General features: G+C 49.1%; 19 protein-coding genes and 1 pseudogene. 6 read left to right on the top strand and 14 right to left on the bottom strand.

Annotated elements, in window-relative coordinates:
* Positions 1 to 27 precede the first annotated feature (27 nt).
* The 3 genes from pyrR to lspA all read right to left on the bottom strand — a co-directional run bounded on the left by pyrR (position 28) and on the right by lspA (position 2,085).
* Positions 28 to 564, bottom strand: coding sequence for a bifunctional pyr operon transcriptional regulator/uracil phosphoribosyltransferase PyrR (gene pyrR / locus RIN67_RS06545; RefSeq protein WP_313825969.1), 537 nt, complete (start codon positions 562 to 564; stop codon positions 28 to 30).
* Positions 565 to 698: 134 nt separating this feature from the next.
* Complete coding sequence (locus tag RIN67_RS06540; protein ID WP_264998808.1) at positions 699 to 1,622, bottom strand: RluA family pseudouridine synthase; 924 nt, start codon at positions 1,620 to 1,622, stop codon at positions 699 to 701.
* Positions 1,612 to 2,085, bottom strand: coding sequence for a signal peptidase II (lspA, locus tag RIN67_RS06535; protein WP_107739908.1), 474 nt, complete (start codon positions 2,083 to 2,085; stop codon positions 1,612 to 1,614). Before lspA ends, RIN67_RS06540 begins: the two co-directional genes overlap by 11 nt.
* Before the next feature lie 153 nt (positions 2,086 to 2,238).
* Between lspA and RIN67_RS06530 the strand changes: the two genes are divergently transcribed.
* Positions 2,239 to 2,466, top strand: a complete 228-nt coding sequence (locus tag RIN67_RS06530; RefSeq protein WP_264998807.1) for a hypothetical protein — start codon at positions 2,239 to 2,241, stop codon at positions 2,464 to 2,466.
* A 25-nt stretch (positions 2,467 to 2,491) separates the two neighbouring features.
* Here RIN67_RS06530 and RIN67_RS06525 read toward each other — a convergent pair whose 3' ends face one another.
* A complete protein-coding gene (locus RIN67_RS06525) occupies positions 2,492 to 3,379 on the bottom strand; it encodes a LysR family transcriptional regulator (protein ID WP_264998806.1) in 888 nt (295 codons plus the stop codon).
* 120 nt (positions 3,380 to 3,499) lie between these two features.
* Between RIN67_RS06525 and RIN67_RS06520 the strand changes: the two genes are divergently transcribed.
* Positions 3,500 to 4,591, top strand: a complete 1,092-nt coding sequence (locus tag RIN67_RS06520; protein WP_264998805.1) for an NAD(P)-dependent alcohol dehydrogenase — start codon at positions 3,500 to 3,502, stop codon at positions 4,589 to 4,591.
* Positions 4,592 to 4,673: 82 nt separating this feature from the next.
* Here RIN67_RS06520 and RIN67_RS06515 read toward each other — a convergent pair whose 3' ends face one another.
* Both RIN67_RS06515 and RIN67_RS06510 read right to left on the bottom strand, forming a co-directional pair.
* Positions 4,674 to 6,332 carry a formate--tetrahydrofolate ligase gene (locus tag RIN67_RS06515; RefSeq protein WP_313825970.1) on the bottom strand — a complete coding sequence of 553 codons (1,659 nt, stop codon included), beginning with the start codon at positions 6,330 to 6,332 and terminating at the stop codon, positions 4,674 to 4,676.
* Positions 6,332 to 6,751, bottom strand: coding sequence for an EbsA family protein (locus RIN67_RS06510; protein ID WP_264998803.1), 420 nt, complete (start codon positions 6,749 to 6,751; stop codon positions 6,332 to 6,334). The genes RIN67_RS06515 and RIN67_RS06510 overlap by 1 nt, the downstream gene beginning before the upstream one ends.
* A gap of 38 nt (positions 6,752 to 6,789) precedes the next feature.
* Between RIN67_RS06510 and RIN67_RS06505 the strand changes: the two genes are divergently transcribed.
* Positions 6,790 to 7,197, top strand: coding sequence for a ribonuclease HI family protein (locus RIN67_RS06505; RefSeq protein WP_107739912.1), 408 nt, complete (start codon positions 6,790 to 6,792; stop codon positions 7,195 to 7,197).
* Here RIN67_RS06505 and RIN67_RS06500 read toward each other — a convergent pair.
* The 3 genes from RIN67_RS06500 to RIN67_RS06490 all read right to left on the bottom strand — a co-directional run bounded on the left by RIN67_RS06500 (position 7,173) and on the right by RIN67_RS06490 (position 9,712).
* Positions 7,173 to 8,297 (bottom strand): NAD(P)/FAD-dependent oxidoreductase, encoded by a 1,125-nt coding sequence (locus tag RIN67_RS06500; protein WP_264998802.1) that lies wholly within the window; start codon positions 8,295 to 8,297, stop codon positions 7,173 to 7,175. The two genes, RIN67_RS06505 and RIN67_RS06500, sit on opposite strands and share 25 nt — an antisense overlap.
* Before the next feature lie 144 nt (positions 8,298 to 8,441).
* Positions 8,442 to 9,044, bottom strand: a complete 603-nt coding sequence (locus RIN67_RS06495; protein WP_024746342.1) for a nitroreductase family protein — start codon at positions 9,042 to 9,044, stop codon at positions 8,442 to 8,444.
* A 101-nt stretch (positions 9,045 to 9,145) separates the two neighbouring features.
* Entirely contained in the window at positions 9,146 to 9,712 is a 567-nt protein-coding gene (locus RIN67_RS06490) for a TetR/AcrR family transcriptional regulator (RefSeq protein ID WP_264998801.1), read from the bottom strand.
* 191 nt (positions 9,713 to 9,903) lie between these two features.
* Between RIN67_RS06490 and RIN67_RS06485 the strand changes: the two genes are divergently transcribed.
* The 3 genes from RIN67_RS06485 (at position 9,904) to RIN67_RS06480 (ending at position 12,918) form a co-directional block, all read left to right on the top strand.
* Positions 9,904 to 10,569, top strand: coding sequence for a CPBP family intramembrane glutamic endopeptidase (locus tag RIN67_RS06485; protein WP_264998800.1), 666 nt, complete (start codon positions 9,904 to 9,906; stop codon positions 10,567 to 10,569).
* Between the two features lie 565 nt (positions 10,570 to 11,134).
* Positions 11,135 to 11,224 (top strand): ATP-binding protein, encoded by a 90-nt coding sequence (locus RIN67_RS13370; RefSeq protein ID WP_313825971.1) that lies wholly within the window; start codon positions 11,135 to 11,137, stop codon positions 11,222 to 11,224.
* Positions 11,225 to 11,697: 473 nt separating this feature from the next.
* Positions 11,698 to 12,918: an MFS transporter gene (locus tag RIN67_RS06480; protein ID WP_264998799.1), complete on the top strand. Its 1,221-nt coding sequence runs from the start codon at positions 11,698 to 11,700 to the stop codon at positions 12,916 to 12,918.
* A 168-nt stretch (positions 12,919 to 13,086) separates the two neighbouring features.
* On the opposite strand, the pseudogene RIN67_RS06475 reads toward RIN67_RS06480, so the two are convergent.
* From RIN67_RS06475 to RIN67_RS06455, 5 genes and pseudogenes are all read right to left on the bottom strand, one after another.
* A pseudogene (locus RIN67_RS06475) lies at positions 13,087 to 13,376 on the bottom strand (IS30 family transposase); the annotation flags it as partial.
* A 453-nt stretch (positions 13,377 to 13,829) separates the two neighbouring features.
* Complete coding sequence (locus RIN67_RS06470) at positions 13,830 to 14,171, bottom strand: hypothetical protein (RefSeq protein ID WP_034544796.1); 342 nt, start codon at positions 14,169 to 14,171, stop codon at positions 13,830 to 13,832.
* 139 nt (positions 14,172 to 14,310) lie between these two features.
* Complete coding sequence (locus RIN67_RS06465; protein WP_264998798.1) at positions 14,311 to 14,784, bottom strand: 8-oxo-dGTP diphosphatase; 474 nt, start codon at positions 14,782 to 14,784, stop codon at positions 14,311 to 14,313.
* Between the two features lie 112 nt (positions 14,785 to 14,896).
* Positions 14,897 to 15,082, bottom strand: coding sequence for a hypothetical protein (locus tag RIN67_RS06460; RefSeq protein ID WP_024746346.1), 186 nt, complete (start codon positions 15,080 to 15,082; stop codon positions 14,897 to 14,899).
* 125 nt (positions 15,083 to 15,207) lie between these two features.
* Complete coding sequence (locus tag RIN67_RS06455) at positions 15,208 to 16,536, bottom strand: ammonium transporter (protein ID WP_264998797.1); 1,329 nt, start codon at positions 16,534 to 16,536, stop codon at positions 15,208 to 15,210.
* Positions 16,537 to 16,538 lie beyond the last annotated feature (2 nt).

The raw sequence follows: 16,538 nt of genomic DNA, 5'->3' as shown, positions 1-16,538 counted from the left end.
TCGGCCCCTTTATCAGTTCGCAGTGTTTTAGGCTTTGATAATCTCAACGGCGTCACGGTCATCGATTTCCGTCACGGAAACCTTGATACGCTCACGTTGGGAACTGGGGATGTTTTTCCCGACAAAGTCCGCACGAATCGGTAATTCCCGATGGCCGCGGTCCACTAACACAGCCAGGTTGATGCTCTTGGGCCGTCCCAGAGCCATGATGGCACTCATGGCGGCCCGAATCGTCCGGCCCGTGTACAGCACGTCATCGACCAGAATCACCTTTTTTTGTTCCACGCTAAAATCGATGTCCGCGGCTGAAACCTTCGGATCATCATTTTCAGAATCGTGGTCGATATCGTCACGGAACTGGGTCACGTCCAGCGCGCCAACGGGAACGGTGACGTTTTCTAGTTGCTGCAAGCGACTCGCGATGCGCTGAGCCAAGTAGACGCCCCGGGTTTTGATTCCTAGGATGACCAAATCGTCGACCCCTTTATTACGTTCAATGATTTCGTATGTAATTCGGGTCAGTGCCCGTTGCATCGCCATTGCGTCGACAACTACCTTTGGCATGTTCATTTCCTCCTCGAAGTTTATATCAGCTGGGGTTAGTCAAAACGGGCAGATTTCTTCGGCAACATGGTGAAGAAACCCGCCCGCCTGATTACTGGCAAACCCGTTTAATGATTACGTTTAGCATAAAAAAACTAAATTGCTTTGTCAACCGGCAACCCCGCTTGTTTCCGCAGTTTCTCGATCGTCGCTGCGAAGATGGGCGGCACCGGCGCCGTAAAGACCAGTTCTTTCCCCGTGGTGGGTTGCTTAAAGCCCAATTCACGTGCGTGTAGGAACTGGCCGGCGCCCTTAAGCGTCTTTTTGGGCCCATACAGCGGATCGCCCGCCACGGGATGACCAATGTAGGCCAGGTGCACCCGAATCTGGTGCGTCCGGCCGGTCTCTAACCGACAAGCAATCAAGGTATAGTCGCCGTACCGTTCCAGGACCCGAAAGTGTGTCACAGCGGGACGACCATCGGCGACGACCGCCTGCTTCTTACGGTCCTTAGGTGACCGGCCCAGGGGTGCCCGGACGATACCTTGATCTTCCTTGAAGTTTCCGTGAACGATGGCCACGTATTCGCGGAGATTGGTCTTGGCTTGTAACTGCGCAGACAGGCTTTGGTGGGCGTGGTCGTTCTTGGCGACCATCAGTAGGCCCGACGTATCCTTGTCGATCCGGTGGACGATGCCCGGCCGGAACTTACCGTTGATCGTTGAGAGCGGACTGTGGTACAGCAGCGCGTTGACCAGCGTATGGTTGGGGTGTCCCGGTGCGGGATGGACCACCATGCCTTGAGGCTTATTGACCACTATCACGTCATTATCCTCATAGACGATGTCTAAGGGGATGTTTTCTGGAGTTAGATCTAACGGTTCGGGGTCTGGTAAGGCGATGTGCACCGTAGCCCCTAATTTGGCGATATCCTTGGGCTTAACAACGTTGCCGTCCACCGTGATGTTCCCCGCTTCGATCCCCGCTTTGGCCTGCGAGCGCGAAATGGTGGGTTCCATGACCGCGACCAGTTTATCGAGGCGTAATTTTTGATCGACCGTAAATTCCTTAATTTCCATGGTGTGCCTCCCGTTGATCAGCTAGAAAGACGCCGATCATGATTAAAATGACGCCGACCGTCAAGCAGCTATCCGCAAAGTTGAAGATGGGAAAGTTGATAAAGTCTAATTGGAACATATCCACGACGTATCCCTGGAAGGCCCGGTCGATAAAGTTTCCGATCGTCCCGCCCATCATCAACGCCAGTCCTAATTCTTCGACCCAGTGTTCGCGTTGGTTCCGGTAGCGCCAGAAGAAGACCCCCATCACCACTAAGGCGACTAGGGCGATTACGGTAAAGAGCCACATCTGCCCCTGGAGAATGCTCCAGGCGGCCCCATCGTTTTGCAGGTGGGTCAACGAGAAGACCCCGTTGATGACGGGATGCTGCCCCCCTAGTGCGATATTGGCCACGACGGCGTGCTTGATCCATTGGTCGAGTAGCACCAGAATGATGATGAGAATTGAATCTGCAATCAGCATTGTATTTAAAAACACCTTTCCTATAAAGTTCACTTGGAGAAAAGTATACCAGAAAACCCGCGCTGACGGTTAATTGCTGACGGATTTTACGCAAAACGCCCCTAGATAGGACATGCTATAATGAAACCAGTCTTGACTCAGGAGGGAAAAAGGATGGCAGCAGAAAATTCCGCAGAAACCCAGATTAAAATCTACAGTGACGCCGCTGGTGAGACCCACGTCGACTCGAACATGGCGGCCGGGCAAACCCCTAGTGCGATGATTTTGGCCGCCCTAGGCCTGATGGAACACCAAGAAGGCCACGCGCTGACCAAGGACGATTTTGTGTCGATTTGCGAGACCCTATGGGATTATCACCATGCCGTTAAGAAGGATCACTAAAGAAGTACCGGTTAGGAGGAGGCTCCTAGCTGGTACTTTTTAATTGGCAACCTAATTGATGGACCACCGGGTTCTGACAATCACGGCGATAAATTAGCACAAAGGTTGCGGATAACTGGGGTGTGTTCAGCGGTATGTACTGAATTGCATCATGTGGATTGCTGATTTGATCAAGTAATCGTTCTGGATAAAAGGAGAGTGCCTTGCCTAGGCTAACTAGGAGTTGCATGTGTTCATAGGAAGTAACGCGATGCATATTAATAACGCTAGCCAATTGTCCAAGTTGGACCTTAAAGATATTTTGAAGGTATTCAGACTCTTCAACGCTATAGTAAATCACAGGGAGTTGACGAAGTGTGGTCGTGAGGTGGTGTGTCTGGTCCAGATATTGATATTGGGGATTCGCACCAATAACTAAAGGACTTTCTAAAATGGGAAGACTGACAAGGTTGTTTTGGTCAATTTGCGAACTGTCCTGATTTTGAAGGATGAGGGCACAGTCCAGACGTCCCAATAAAACATCGGAGATAAGATGTTCACTCCCCTTTTCCTCAATGATGGTATTGACCGTTGGCGGAAGGCTTAACAAAGCTGAGCGCAACAACGCCCCATCAAATGGAGAGAAGTATCCAACTGAAATGTGTTGTTGTTTTGGTGCAAACTGTTTTGTTTCGTAGTTGGCCAGTTGCATCGTGTTCAGAATCTCCATAGCTCGTGCTAAGAAGTGATGTCCCGCAGTAGTCAGGATAATCTTATTTTTTTCGCGGTTAAAGAGTTTGGTCCCTAATTCATCCTCTAGGTTAGAGATGCGTTTGGAGACCGCCCGTTGCGACATGAATTGCTGATCAGCAGCCTGTTGGAAGCTACCTAATTGTGCAGAAGCAATAAAGAGCTGCAGTTGTTTTTCTTCCATAATTGAGCCTCCCATAGACGAACTTTTAGTTCGGGTCACACCTTATTTTAGCAGAATACAGCTGAAAAGGTTCCTGATATACTGTTTGTGAAGTAAAAAGCAAGCAGGAGGAACTTAATTATGAAAATTAAAGCCGCTTACGCTGATGGTACTGCTCCCGAATTAACCATTACAGAAGCCACCCTAGCAGAACCCCAAGCTAACGAAGTCTTAATTAAATTAGTGGCGACGGGAATCTGTCACACTGACACGGCTGGACGCGACGGTCAAACCACCCCGCTACCAGCTGTTCTAGGACATGAGGGTGCGGGAATCGTGGAGAAAGTTGGACAAAGCGTTACAACCGTTCGCCCGGGAGACCATGTCGTCTTGTCATTCTCCTATTGTGGACACTGTGCAAACTGTCTTGCTGGTCACCCAGGCATGTGTCTGCATTTCAATGAACTTAACTTCGGTGGGAAAAACTACGATGGTAGTCACCGCCTGCACTTAGCAGATGGACGTCCCCTATCGACCTTCTTTGGACAGTCCTCATTCGCAACATACGCCGTCGCTGACGAACACAGTGTGGTCAAAGTGACGGATGACGTTGACTTACGACTATTGGGGCCGTTAGGTTGTGGTATTCAGACTGGTGCTGGAACCGTCCTAAACTACCTAAATCCTCGAGCGGACGACACCATTATCGTCTTTGGAACTGGCGCTGTCGGATTATCAGCAATGATGGCGGCAAAGCTTGCGGGAATGTCCCACATTATTGCAGTCGATATTTTTGATAACCGGTTAGCGTTGGCTCAGGAGTTGGGGGCTACCGAAGCCGTCAATAGTCGTACTGAGGATCTTGCTACGGCATTGAAAGCTATTCTCCCCCAAGGTGCTGACTACACAATCGATACCACCGGTGTTCCAACCGTGGTCAAAGAGGCCGTTCACGCTTTACGGCCAGGTGGTGAGTGCGTAGCCTTGGGCATGGGTGGTGAGGTCACGTTTAACCTCATGGATGATCTGTTAGCCGAGGCCAAAAAGATTTCTGGTCTAGTTGAAGGTGACGCGATTCCCCAAATCTTTATCCCACAATTGATTACTTACTACCAACAAGGACGGTTCCCGTTTGATAAATTGATCAAATTCTTTGACTTCGACCATATCAACGATGGGTTTGTAGCATCTAAGAATGGCTCAGTTTTAAAGCCAGTCGTAACCTTTGATTAAAACTTTTGGATAAAATAAGAAGCCGTTAACGAGACTCTGTCGTTAACGGCTTCTTGTTTTGTCTCAATTCGCGGTTATCAACTTAGAACAAGCCGGTAATCGTTCCATCGGCGGCGATGTCCATATCCAAAGCAGAGGGATGCTTAGGTAACCCCGGCATGGTCAAGACGTTACCCGTCAAGGCCACCACGAAGCCAGCGCCTAACCGTGGTGAGAACTCCCGGACGTGGATCGTAAAGTCTTTAGGGGCCCCCAGCTGCTTAGCGTCGTCGGTCAGTGAATATTGCGTCTTCGCCATGCAGACCGGTAATGTATCCCAGCCGCGTTCGTGGAATTTCTTCAGCTGACGTTGGGCTTTTCCGGATAATTCAACCTTAGCGCCCCCGTAAATCTTCTGCGTAATCGCCGTCATCTGAGTCATCAGGTCGGAGCCAGCGGGAACCAATGGCTTGAAGGTGCTGGGCTGGTTAGCCGCGGTGACGACTTGGCGAGCCAGTTCTTCGGCCCCGGCGCCCCCGTCGGCCCATTCGGTCGTGGTGGCGACTGCAACGCCTAAGTCCTGCACGATTTTCGTCAGCAAGGCCACTTCGGCGTCGGTATCACTGGTGAACCGGTTGATGGCCACCACGGCGGGGATGCCGTATTGCTGCATACTGTGAATGTGGCGAATCAGGTTAGCGCTCCCCTTTTGGAGTGCCGTTAAGTTTTCGGTCTCCAAGTCGGCCCGCTTAACGCCGCCGTTGTACTTCAACGCCCGGACCGTGGCCACGATGACCACCGCGTCCGGTGCCTGACCCACGGCAGGCACGTTGATGTCCATGAATTTCTCGCCCCCTAGGTCGGCTCCGAAGCCGGCTTCGGTGACCGCGTAGTCGCCCAACTGCAAAGCGGTTTGGGTCGCTAACACGGAGTTACAGCCATGAGCGATGTTGGCAAACGGTCCCCCGTGAATGATCGCGGGATTGTGCTCTAATGTTTGAACTAGGTTCGGTTTGATGGCGTCCTTTAACAGTAACGTGATGGCCCCGACGACTTTTAGATCACCGACCGTTACGGGTTCCTTATCGGTGTTATAGCCAATCAGGATGCGGTTGACCCGCCGTTTGAGGTCGGTTAAGTTTTCGCTCAAGCAAAGGACCGCCATCAGTTCGCTCGCTACGGTGATATCGAAACCATCCTGGCGTGGTACACCAGAAGTCCGACCACCCAAGCCAATCACCGTTTGACGTAAGGCCCGGTCGTTGATATCTAAGACCCGCTTCCAAACGATTTGCCGGGGGTCTAAGTGCAGTGCGTTCCCCTGTTGGATGTGGTTATCGATCAAGGCCGCAAGCGTGTCGTGCGCTTCGGTCAACGCGTGCATGTCCCCAGTGAAGTGCAGGTTAATGTCTTCCATCGGAACGACTTGCGCGTGACCGCCACCAGTCGCGCCGCCCTTTAAACCCATGACGGGGCCTAGTGAGGGTTCCCGCAGCGCCAAGACGGTCTTATGACCCAGTCGGTTCAGGCCATCCCCCAGGCCAATCAGGACCGTTGATTTTCCCTCACCCGCGGGAGTAGGATTGATCGACGTGACCAGGATTAGCTTCCCGGCTTGATGCGTTCCCTTGAGTGGCAGGGTAATTTTTGCCTTGGTGTGGCCGTACGGCTCGATCTGGTCGGGGGTTAACCCCACCTTCCCCGCAATCGTTTCGATGGGTTCTAACGGTGTCGCTTGTGAAATCTCAATATCGGTACTCATTAATGGTTCTCCCCCTTGGTGTCAGTGGTGCTAATGGCTTCGGTAATCAGACTGGCCAACTCGATGGCCGAGTTTTTAGGTAACAGGAATTGATAGATGCGGCCCTGAGCAACGATTCCTAACCGGTAACGGGATAGGGAAACGTGGCTGATCTGGTGAAGTGGAATCACCAGGTTGCGGTGATTCAGGACGGTGCTGACCGTCAAGACTTGGTTCGCCATGTTGATGTTGCGGAAGTGAATCTCGAGCCAGCATAGAAAGGCAAAGGCAATGAAGAAGCTGAGGGTGATCCAGTTGAAGTGGGTCACTTCCAGCCAGAAGATGGCGCCCATGAACAAGAACATGAACGTCCAACTCCAGTTGATCATGCTGCTAACGGGATTGGGTTGGTACAAAAAGCGACGTTCCTGGGTTATCATTATCGTAAACACCTCGTTAAAAATTGGAGTGATTTCTAGTGTATTCATTATATACGGATGCAGCGACCCAACCCCAGACGGGGCTTAGCGCCGGTGGCATCCTAATCGTGCATGATCATCAGCAGACCCAACAAAAAGTGGCGTTGGCCGCCACTGATAATCATACCGCTGAGTTTGAAGTGGCGACCCTCGCCTTTCAACGGCTACGCACCCATTTGGGGGACGCGGCCGCAACGGCCAGCGTGCTCTTTCACACGGACAGTCAAATCGTCAGCCAGAGTCTTGCCAAACGGTATGCCAAGCATTATCAAGTTGAACTCGATCGGTTATTGGCGGCCCAAGCCTCCTTTCAATTGGTCTTAACGGAATGGGTCCCGGAAAAGCAGAATCAAGGGGCCCATACCTTAGCAAATCAAGCCCTTCATGCGAGAGAAGGGGTTAAGTAAGTGGTTAATGGTTTTTCGTATTCGCTCCAGTCCGGTGTTCCACCATACAAAGCAGATCCGGCTAGTAAGCGACCAATCTGTGGCCCGGTGGTCAGCCCCGAAGAGCCTAATCCCGAAGCAACTAAGAAGCGCTCGTGGTCGGGAATCGGGCCAAAGAACGGCGCAAAGTCATCGGTGTAAGCCCGGGTCCCTACCCGCACAGTCGTAATATCGGCAGCGGTCACGTTCGCGACCAGCCGTTGGGCACTCGCCAGGAGGTCTTCCGTGACGTCCGTATCGGGCGTTAAATCAAAGCCCTTATCATCTTCATGCGTAGCCCCCACGATCAGATGGCCGTGGCCAAATGGAATAAAGTCGCGTTCACCTTCCGGCATGACGACCGGCATGTTTTCTTGTAACGGGTAGTCTTTAACCGCCAGTTCAATCAGCTGGCCCTTTTGTGGCCGAACCCGGGCAGTAACGCCTAAGGTGGCCAGCAGGTCTTTGGTCCAGGCACCGACGGCTACGATCACTCGGTCGAACTGCCGGGCGCCTAGTGAGGAGACGACCCGTTCGTCGGGCGTCAGCGTTACGGCTTCGTGCCGAACGGTGAGGTTTTGCTCACTGGCTCGGGTTAACAGTGCGTTGACCAACGCAGCCCCGTCGACCCGGGCGCCACCGCTTAGGAAGACACCGGGTTGTGGTGCGGTTAAGAGTGGCACCCGTTGTTGGACCTCTTGCGCCGATAACGTCGTGATCCGCCCCATCCCTGCGGCGGTTGCTTGGCGTTTAACGGCTAAGTCAGCTAAGGCCTCAAGGTCGGTTGGGACTTCACGTGTGACGATGGTCCCCGTCTGCTGATACACGTCGGTGCCTAAGTGGGCATCGTGGATCAACTGGGGATACAAATCTGCGCCATCTTTCGCCAGTCGATACCACTGCTGGTTACGCCGTTTGGATAGCCACGGGGAAATAATGCCCGCTGCGGCCTTCGAGGCTTGTCCCGTACCAGAATCGAACAACGTCACTTGGACGTTGGGATGACCGGGTAACGTGCTGAGATAATAAGCTGCGGTGGCGCCCACGATACCGCCACCGATAATTGCAATTCGTTTTTCCATGAGATGCTGACCCCCTAAGTTATCAGGTGCATGCTTCGCTTTCATTCTAGCATATCTTCTGGTCCCAGACTTAGTATTTAAGACGCAAATAGCCCCCGACACCGTGGATTCACGGGCGTCGGGGGCTATTTCTTAAGTTAAGCTTTATTTGAAGACTAAGAACCGGTCGTCGTCAGCCATGAAGTCCTTGTCGCCGGCTGGGGATTCGATGGACCCGAAGTCCATTTCAGCCCGGAGCTTCCAACTTGCTGGCAAGTTGAAAGCCTCGCGAACTTGGTCGTCGATCAGTGGGTTGTAGTGTTGGAGGTTAGCGCCAATCTCGTTTTCAGCTAAGGCCGTCCAAACCGCAAATTGGGCGTTCCCTTGCGCTTGTTCGGACCAGTCTTGGAAGTTGTCCGCGTAAAGTGGGAAGTTGTCTTCAAATTCCTTGACCGTCTTGGATTCCGTGAAGAATAGCACGGTTCCGAAGGCAGACTTGAAGGCGTTGATCTTAGCGGTCGTCTTGGCGAAGGCAGCTTCGTCAGGAACTTCTTGCTTCAACCGGTTGATCACGATGTCCCAGAGCTTTTCGTGGGAGTCGCCGAACAAGATCACGGCACGCGTGGTCTGGTTATTAAATGGCGTTGGGGCCTGCTTGATGGCGTCTTCAATCAAGTCGATCAGTTCAGCTTGAGTTGCCGTGACGTTCCGGCCTAATGCGTAAATACTGCGACGTTGTTTCATTAAATCGATTAATTGGGTTTTCATAGATGATTTACCTCACTTGTAAAGTTTGTCTGGCTAAGTTGCGACTGATTAACACTGAGTCTTAGTTTATCACTTACTTTTAGAAAGTAAAGCGATTTTCATTAAAAATTGTCGGCGGTTTCGCTCGAATCAGATGCCTTTAATGTAGGAATCGCGACTAATTTTTTTAAAGCGTTAACCGTCCAATCAACGGTCAGCGGTTGCTGAGGTTGTACTAAGACGCCTAACAAGAAGGTCCACACGGCGGCAACGGCTTGGGGAGATACACCGGTCAGGTGATGCTGAGTGGCGTATAGTGCCAGCACCGTCTGTAGGCTCTGGGGAACCGGCCATGGTGCCGTCAGGCCAAATGCAATGGCTTGGGGATGAGCCTTCGCGTAAGTCAGTAAATTGGTGACGAAACGCGTAAGCATGGTCTGGGCATCGGGCGATGTTAAGATTCCCTGAGCTAACTGATCCGTAACGTCGGCTAGGATATCTTGATGCAGTTGTGTGAGCAGCGCGGCCTTGTCCGGATAGTGCCGGTAGATGGCGGCGGGCGTCACGTCCAAGAACTTTGCTAATTGGCGTAAGGAAAGCTGTGCTACCCCCTGATTTTCGAGGACTTCCCGGCCATGCTGCCGGATGGCGGCGGCTAAATTTTTACGGTGATAGGGCTGACGACGCATCGCTAATGCCTCCTTGAAAATACGTTGTTTAAAGCTATTTCAGCCTTCATGTTACCACCGTATACATCGAATGTAAACAATGATAACATAGTGCTTAAATTAAACGACTTTACGCTTTTTTTACACGCCACGCCAGTTCTTAGGCTTACAATGGAATTAAGCTTAAAATAACTGAGAAAAGAGTATGATTCATGGCAAATACACTTTCAAAACGTCGATTATTTATCCAGGTCATCATCTTTTGGGTGATCTGGTTAGGGGTTCAATCGCTGATCAACGTCCCAATTGAACACCACTTAACGGGCTGGCCCCAAGAAATCGTTCTTGATGGCATCAAGTTGTTCGTTTGGTGCGGGTGTGCTTGGTGGTTGATTCGCCAAGCCGGCCCCCAATCCCTAGCAGTCGATCCGCAAAAACAATGGCATCCTAACTGGTCCTTTACGGCGGGTTACGTCATTTGGGCGGTTATGGTGGTTTACCTACTGGCCCAATTCTGGCTAGTCCACCACGGGCTTCGCGTCGCCCACACCTTTTTGCCGGAATACTGGGGACGGTACTTCCTGGTCGTCGGGATTACAGAAGAGATGATGTTTCGCGGCTATGTCTTTAACGCCCTACTGAAACACTTCTCGTTTGCGTGGGCGAATGCTTTACAAGCCATTGCTTTTGCGGCGATGCACATTCCCCGTTACCTGACGACGGTTCCCCCGATGAGTCCTTTGACTTGGATCAGCAATCTGGTTTCTGTGGCCATCTTGGGCGCCATCTTCGGCTGGTTGTACGCCAAGAGCCGTTCCCTATGGCCGGGCATCACCGTGCACATGACCTGGGATATTCTTGTGACCCTCTTTGCGTAGTGGTTTAATCGCAAAAGAGGCTAAGTGTGAGCTGGTCCCTGTCAAGTTGACGTATGAAATAAGATAATTTTGTGTTTCGCTAAACGGCCTTACCCCAGTATTTTGCTGGGGTAAGGCCGTTTCTTGCTGATGAATGGATGAATATCGCCAATCTGATTAAAAGCTCGTTGGAATACTTGAACCTCAGATTCCGCAGTTTCCGTGGGCGTACAATCGTACTTTGTTCTCTCCGTAAACCCCATAGCTCAGTTCGGTCGAATCTGATAACCAGGCTTGGTTTGTTGCTTTAACCGTGAAATCTTGGTTTAAGATGTTGTCTTGAATGTATTGTTCGTTTTCCCTGAATCGGTGATGCCTTTTGATCTTTGATTGGCACCGGATCTCTAACCTGGGCATAATCCGTTTAACTCGTTTGAGCGTTGTCTTGAAGGATATCTCGGTATCCATGTTCAGGTTAGATAGAATTTTAGTCGGGTCAATGGTTCGATTATGTTGATCGAACCATTAGGTAATTCGCTTATATGTCTGCCGACTCCCCTTCTCCATTCAAACAGTAGCTTAGTAATTGCCCCATGCCTTCCTTGACTGCTTAGTTCACCATGTGCATGTCGTCAAGATCACCGGAAAATCTTATCGATTAAAAGGCGTTAATTAACCGCCCAAAACTTACATTTTTAAACCGCCCTTGACACTTTACCAAAAAACTGAATCATTCCAGAATATAAATAGGATTTTTCGTAATCGTCGCCAACTGCATTATTCGACCTTCACTAGTATCACATTAGCACTGACGAAAAGAGATAGAAAATTAAACATAGGAACTGACTGGACAGATAGAGAATAAACCAGGGAACCTTAAGTACGTAGAGTTCAAGTGAGGTACGTCACGATTGTGACAGCTCGTAAATTCTTCTTTTAGCTACTTTACTTGTATTCCAATCGAATAAGGACTAGATTCACATCAACAAGGTATTGGAACAGAAATTGCTGGGGTGATGGGTGCTAACGAGGCATTGAAAACTGCTTTGAAAAAAGGAAAATTAGTTAGAGGCTATTTAATGTGCTGTTTAAATTTCCAGAATGATTATTATAGAATATCTAGTCCAACAAATCTGAGGTGCCCCACCTGTGGAAAGAAAACCAAGACTTAAAAATAATATACAGTTTGCTGCATTATTTTCTTCAGGAATTGATTCATTTGGGACTGGTTCATTCGTTAGTATATCAACAATCTTTTTCTCTACGTATAATCAAGTATCTCCAGGCACTATTGGATTAGGGCTTACCCTATCCGCAATAACTGGAATGATGGCATCAATACCAATAGGATATTTAGCAGATAAATATGGGCGACTTAAACTATTTTCAATTTCTTATTTTCTAAGAGCGATTGGTGCCCTATGCTGGCTACTTATCAAGGGGAACCTTCAATTCTTAATCTATATGTCTTTGTTTGGAATCATAGATAGATCCGCTGCATCTTTAACTAGAAGCCTAATAATTGCTCCTTTATCCAAAAAGGATGCCACTGGTTTAATGGGAAAAATGATGTTGCCGGGAAACATGGGTTATGGACTAGGATCTGGATTTAGTTTTATATTACTGGCTCTACACTTGGGGCTAGTTCCCACGGTGGTTGCCAACTCATTGTCTTTTTTACTAGTGATTTTTTTATACAGAGTGGCATTGAAAGATGTGACTATAGCATCTCGTAAATCTTTGAAAAAGACACTATCGATAAAGATGATAAAATCTGCGTTATCAAATCGATTCAGAAGATTGCTTATTATTGAAAATTTTTTATTTTCTTTTCACAGGACTTTATTAAGTGTATATATTCCATTGATAGTTGTCATGAACTTTAAACGTTACAGTTGGTTGTCACCGTTGGCCTTTATTTTAAATACAATAGTTATTTCCTTATTTCAAGGAAGAGTAAACACTTGGGCCACGGAAAATAGAAGATACGATAAATTGTGGATTATATCTGGGATAATAATATCTGTCTCGTTCTTTATTACAACAATAACAACCGTTACGCGATTTGAAGCGTTCATTTTAATAGCCTTATTAATGTTAATAGTGAGTCAGATTTTGGCCGAGTTATTTAGTAGCGCTGCATTAGCAATGTACATGGTCATCTATAGTCGTTCCGAATCCTTAACGACTGATTTGAGTGCCATCAATCTAGGCGGGCAAATGCAAAACATTCTTGGACCAACCATGTTTGGTCGTGCAGCAGTGTCCTCCAATGGTCTCATATCCTTTTTCATGTTCATTTTAACAGCGGGTGTATCAATCCATGCCTATACGTACCGAGGATTAAAACAAAAAGGAAAGAAAAAATGAAACTTGATGATGATGACAAGGCGTGGGATGAATACTACAAAAAAGAGTGAAATGACAAAAGACACCCTTGCCTATAGAAAAAATTATAGAAGAGGCTGTTCCTAAACAAAACGTGGGATTTTATGTGGGTCTTGGTACCGGTAGAAATGTTTTCCCTCTGACGAATTGTCAAACTAAGCGCAACACTTTATCAAATAAAATTCCTCAGGGGTCTGGTAGTTAAGAATCTTTTTAGGTCGGTGATTGAGTTCCCACTGACAGTGGCTTATATCCAATAAAGTTCGTGGATTAAGACTTTGACCCTTAGGAAAATATTCTCGAATTAAGCCGTTGATGTTTTCGTTGGTCCCACGTTGTTCTGGTGAGTATGGGTCCGGCCAATAAATCGTGACGCCTAGCTGTTCACGGACCGTTTCTAGTTGTAAGAATTCGGTTCCGTGGTCTGGTGTAAGCGGTAGAAAAGATGTTTGTTACATCAATGGAGTAACAAACACGTTGTACAATTTAATTAGCGCTTGTTTGAATCGGACTTATTCTTTGCTTTGAGCTACCAGGGCAATATGTTCTTGATCCGTTACCCTCTATCCCAAGAGTCTCAAATCTTTTGATTTTCATAACTGACATAAAGAATTTAGAAAAATTAGGGTTCGAGGTTGTTCAAGGAGGCGTCCGTATCTATCTTGTAAATTTCAATTTGAATAACCTTCCTAAGCTCGGTGCCAATATGGGAGACGTCGGCATACAGATGATTCCGAGCCTATCGATACCCCAGAACAAAGCTACTCTTACACGATTACTAAAGTAAAATCAGTTTTCTCACATATATCAAAAGGGTGGGTCAGCGAGAATTCGAAAATTCTCACTGACCCACCCTTTTTGTAGAGACTTAAGCCTCTTTTTATCGTTGGATCTTAAGCAACTCGCCGACGTAAGAAGCCTAACAAGACGCTTAAAAAGGCAAACGGTAAGGCAAAACTAAAGAGAGCCGGAACAAATTCTGCCGCGACGGTCAGAACCATAATCAGGTCAACCGCCATAACGACTAAACTAATACCGAGTAAGACGCGCCACCAACCACGACTAACGTGAGGTTGGTACGTGAAGCCATAAACTAAAAGTGCTAAAGCAGTGGTCAACAACAATGCATGTTCCATAACTGGCATCGTTAACCCCAGAGCCAGCAATGCCGCGACACCACTAATGCCCATAAAGAAGTAACCGTACCAGCGTTGGGTTTGGACCGTTGATTTCACGATTATCACTCCTTAGATCTCTCTCCCTTACGTTTAGTTTACGCCAATTTGTAACCGCTTTCAATAATAAAGTAGGCTTAATCCTGCTGGGTAGCCGGATTAAACACACCGTTATCCGCGGTGAACAGCGACTGACGCATTACTGCTGATCATGACCGGTGTCTACTTTCAGAGGCCCATCCCAGACCGGACTGACCACGGCCGTAGCTTCGCCGTCAAAGACTTTCAGCAAGGTGAACAGACTCTCGGCACTATTCGCAATCGTTAACGCTGAACAATCCAGCCAATAAACGCGCCCCTCGTTACTGTCACGGGGAGTCCCGTCAAAGTCCGCACTGCGGTAGAGCAACCCCAACTTTCGGCGATTGCTATCGGGATCGAACCATTCACAGGTACCGCAGAACTGCGCAGTGTGAACCATAATCCCCGTTTCTTCACGGACCTCTCGAATCGCAGCCGTTAAGCTACTTTCACCAACTTTAACGTGTCCTCCCGGAAAACTGTGACCGGCCTTCCAGGGGACGTTGCGTTTATCTTCGACCAAGACCTGGTGTGTGGTCGGCTCTTCGATGAGCATCATGGTCACTAATTCAATGGGTTGTGGGGCGTGCATAGCGGTTCCTCCTTACGATTGATTAGATGTTAAGGTTTATTGTACCGCACCTAGTAACCAGTGAACACAAAAAGACGGCTCACTGGCCGCCTTTAGTCTGCCCAACGCTGCTCTAAGCGTTAGTTTGGTGTTGTTTATTTTTCGTTATCATCGCTTCAACGCCATAGCAGGCGATCCCCAGTAAGGCAAACGCTGCTGGAAAGCCGATGGCCCATAAGAGGGACTTCATCAGAACTAAGCTCAGCAGGCAGACCGCCAAAACGACAAGTATGATTAACGTTAACCCATCTTTTGTCATTATTATTCCCCCAGAATTTCAAATTAAAATCATGTGGCCCCTACCACGTTTTATAGGATAGCAAGGATTCACGGTCAACGCAAACCCATGAGAGAATCTTAAGCAAATCGACTAACTTTTCGGGTCTAGACCGAATGAGTTGACGAGTGATGCTGTAAGTGCTGGAGTTGGCCTTTGAACTCGTTAGCATAGCGTTCTTGGTCGGCCGTGTAGGTGCTCAGCCGTTCACTGAGTTCAATCGTGTAGTCGGCCCGTTCGCCATGTTCGCCCTGATCCAGTCCCAGCCTTTCCTCGGTCGCATTGACCCGCATTGGCATCACGAGTCGTAAGAGATAGATCAGCAGGCACCCCATGGCCGCAACGAAAATGATGGTGAATGCCGTGGCCAGTAACTGGATACCCAGTAAGTGGAACCCGCCACCGTAGGCCAACCCGTTGGTGGTTACCGCCGAGTTCACGCTCTTAGTCGCAAAGACACCGGTAAGGATACTGCCGACGATCCCGCTGACCCCATGACACCCGAAGGCATCTAGGGCATCATCGACGCCTAACTTCGGCTTCAAAACGTTGACGAAGTAAAAGCTGGTGATAGCAGCAAGGCCACCAATTGCGATGGACCCTAACAGGGTGACGTAACCGGCCGCTGGCGTGATACCCACCAACCCACAAAGGGTCCCGGTGCAGACGCCGACTAGGGTTGGTTTGCCCGTGGTCCAGATATCGAGTCCCATCCAGACCACCATCGCAGTCCCCGTTGCGATGGTACTGGTCAATGCCGCCTGAACGGCAACGCTGTTAACGGCTAGCGCGCTTCCCGCGTTAAATCCGTACCAGCCAATCCACAGAATAGCGGTTCCTAGCAGGACCCAAGGCAGGTTATAGTGATGCTGGCTATCGATTTTTAACCGCCGGCCCAGCCAGACTGATAGAACCAGCGCCGTTACCCCCGCGTTGATGTGCACGACCGTTCCGCCGGCGAAGTCTAGGACCCCCAGTTTAGCTAGCCAACCAGTGGGACTCCAGACCAAGTGGACCATCGGATAATAGATCAGAATGGACCACGCCGCCAGAAACGCCAGTAAGAACTTGAAGCGAATCCGACCGACGATGGCCCCCACAAACAGGGCTGGTGTGATAATCGCAAACATCATTTGAAATAACGAGTAGACCCCTACCGGAATCTTAGTGGGTGTCAGACTGGCTAGGTTAATCCCGGCCATAAAGACGTGCTTGAGATTTCCCACAACACCCAAGATGTCGCCAGAAAAGGCCATCGTGTAGCCTAGACTAATCCATAAGAGGATGGCGACTCCCGTCATGATAAAGACCGACAACATCGTATTGACCACGTTTTTAGCCGTGACCAGACCACCGTAGAAGAATGCCAATCCCGGTGTCATAAAGAGCACCAAAATACTGGCAATGAGTACAAACGCCGTATTTGCTAAATTCATGC

Origin of the sequence: Levilactobacillus namurensis, from assembly GCF_032197885.1 — a bacterium.
GTDB classification, from domain to species: Bacteria; Bacillota; Bacilli; order Lactobacillales; family Lactobacillaceae; genus Levilactobacillus; species Levilactobacillus namurensis_A.
Note: the sequence above shows the minus strand (reverse complement) of the source record. Positions and strands in the feature narration are given on the sequence as shown.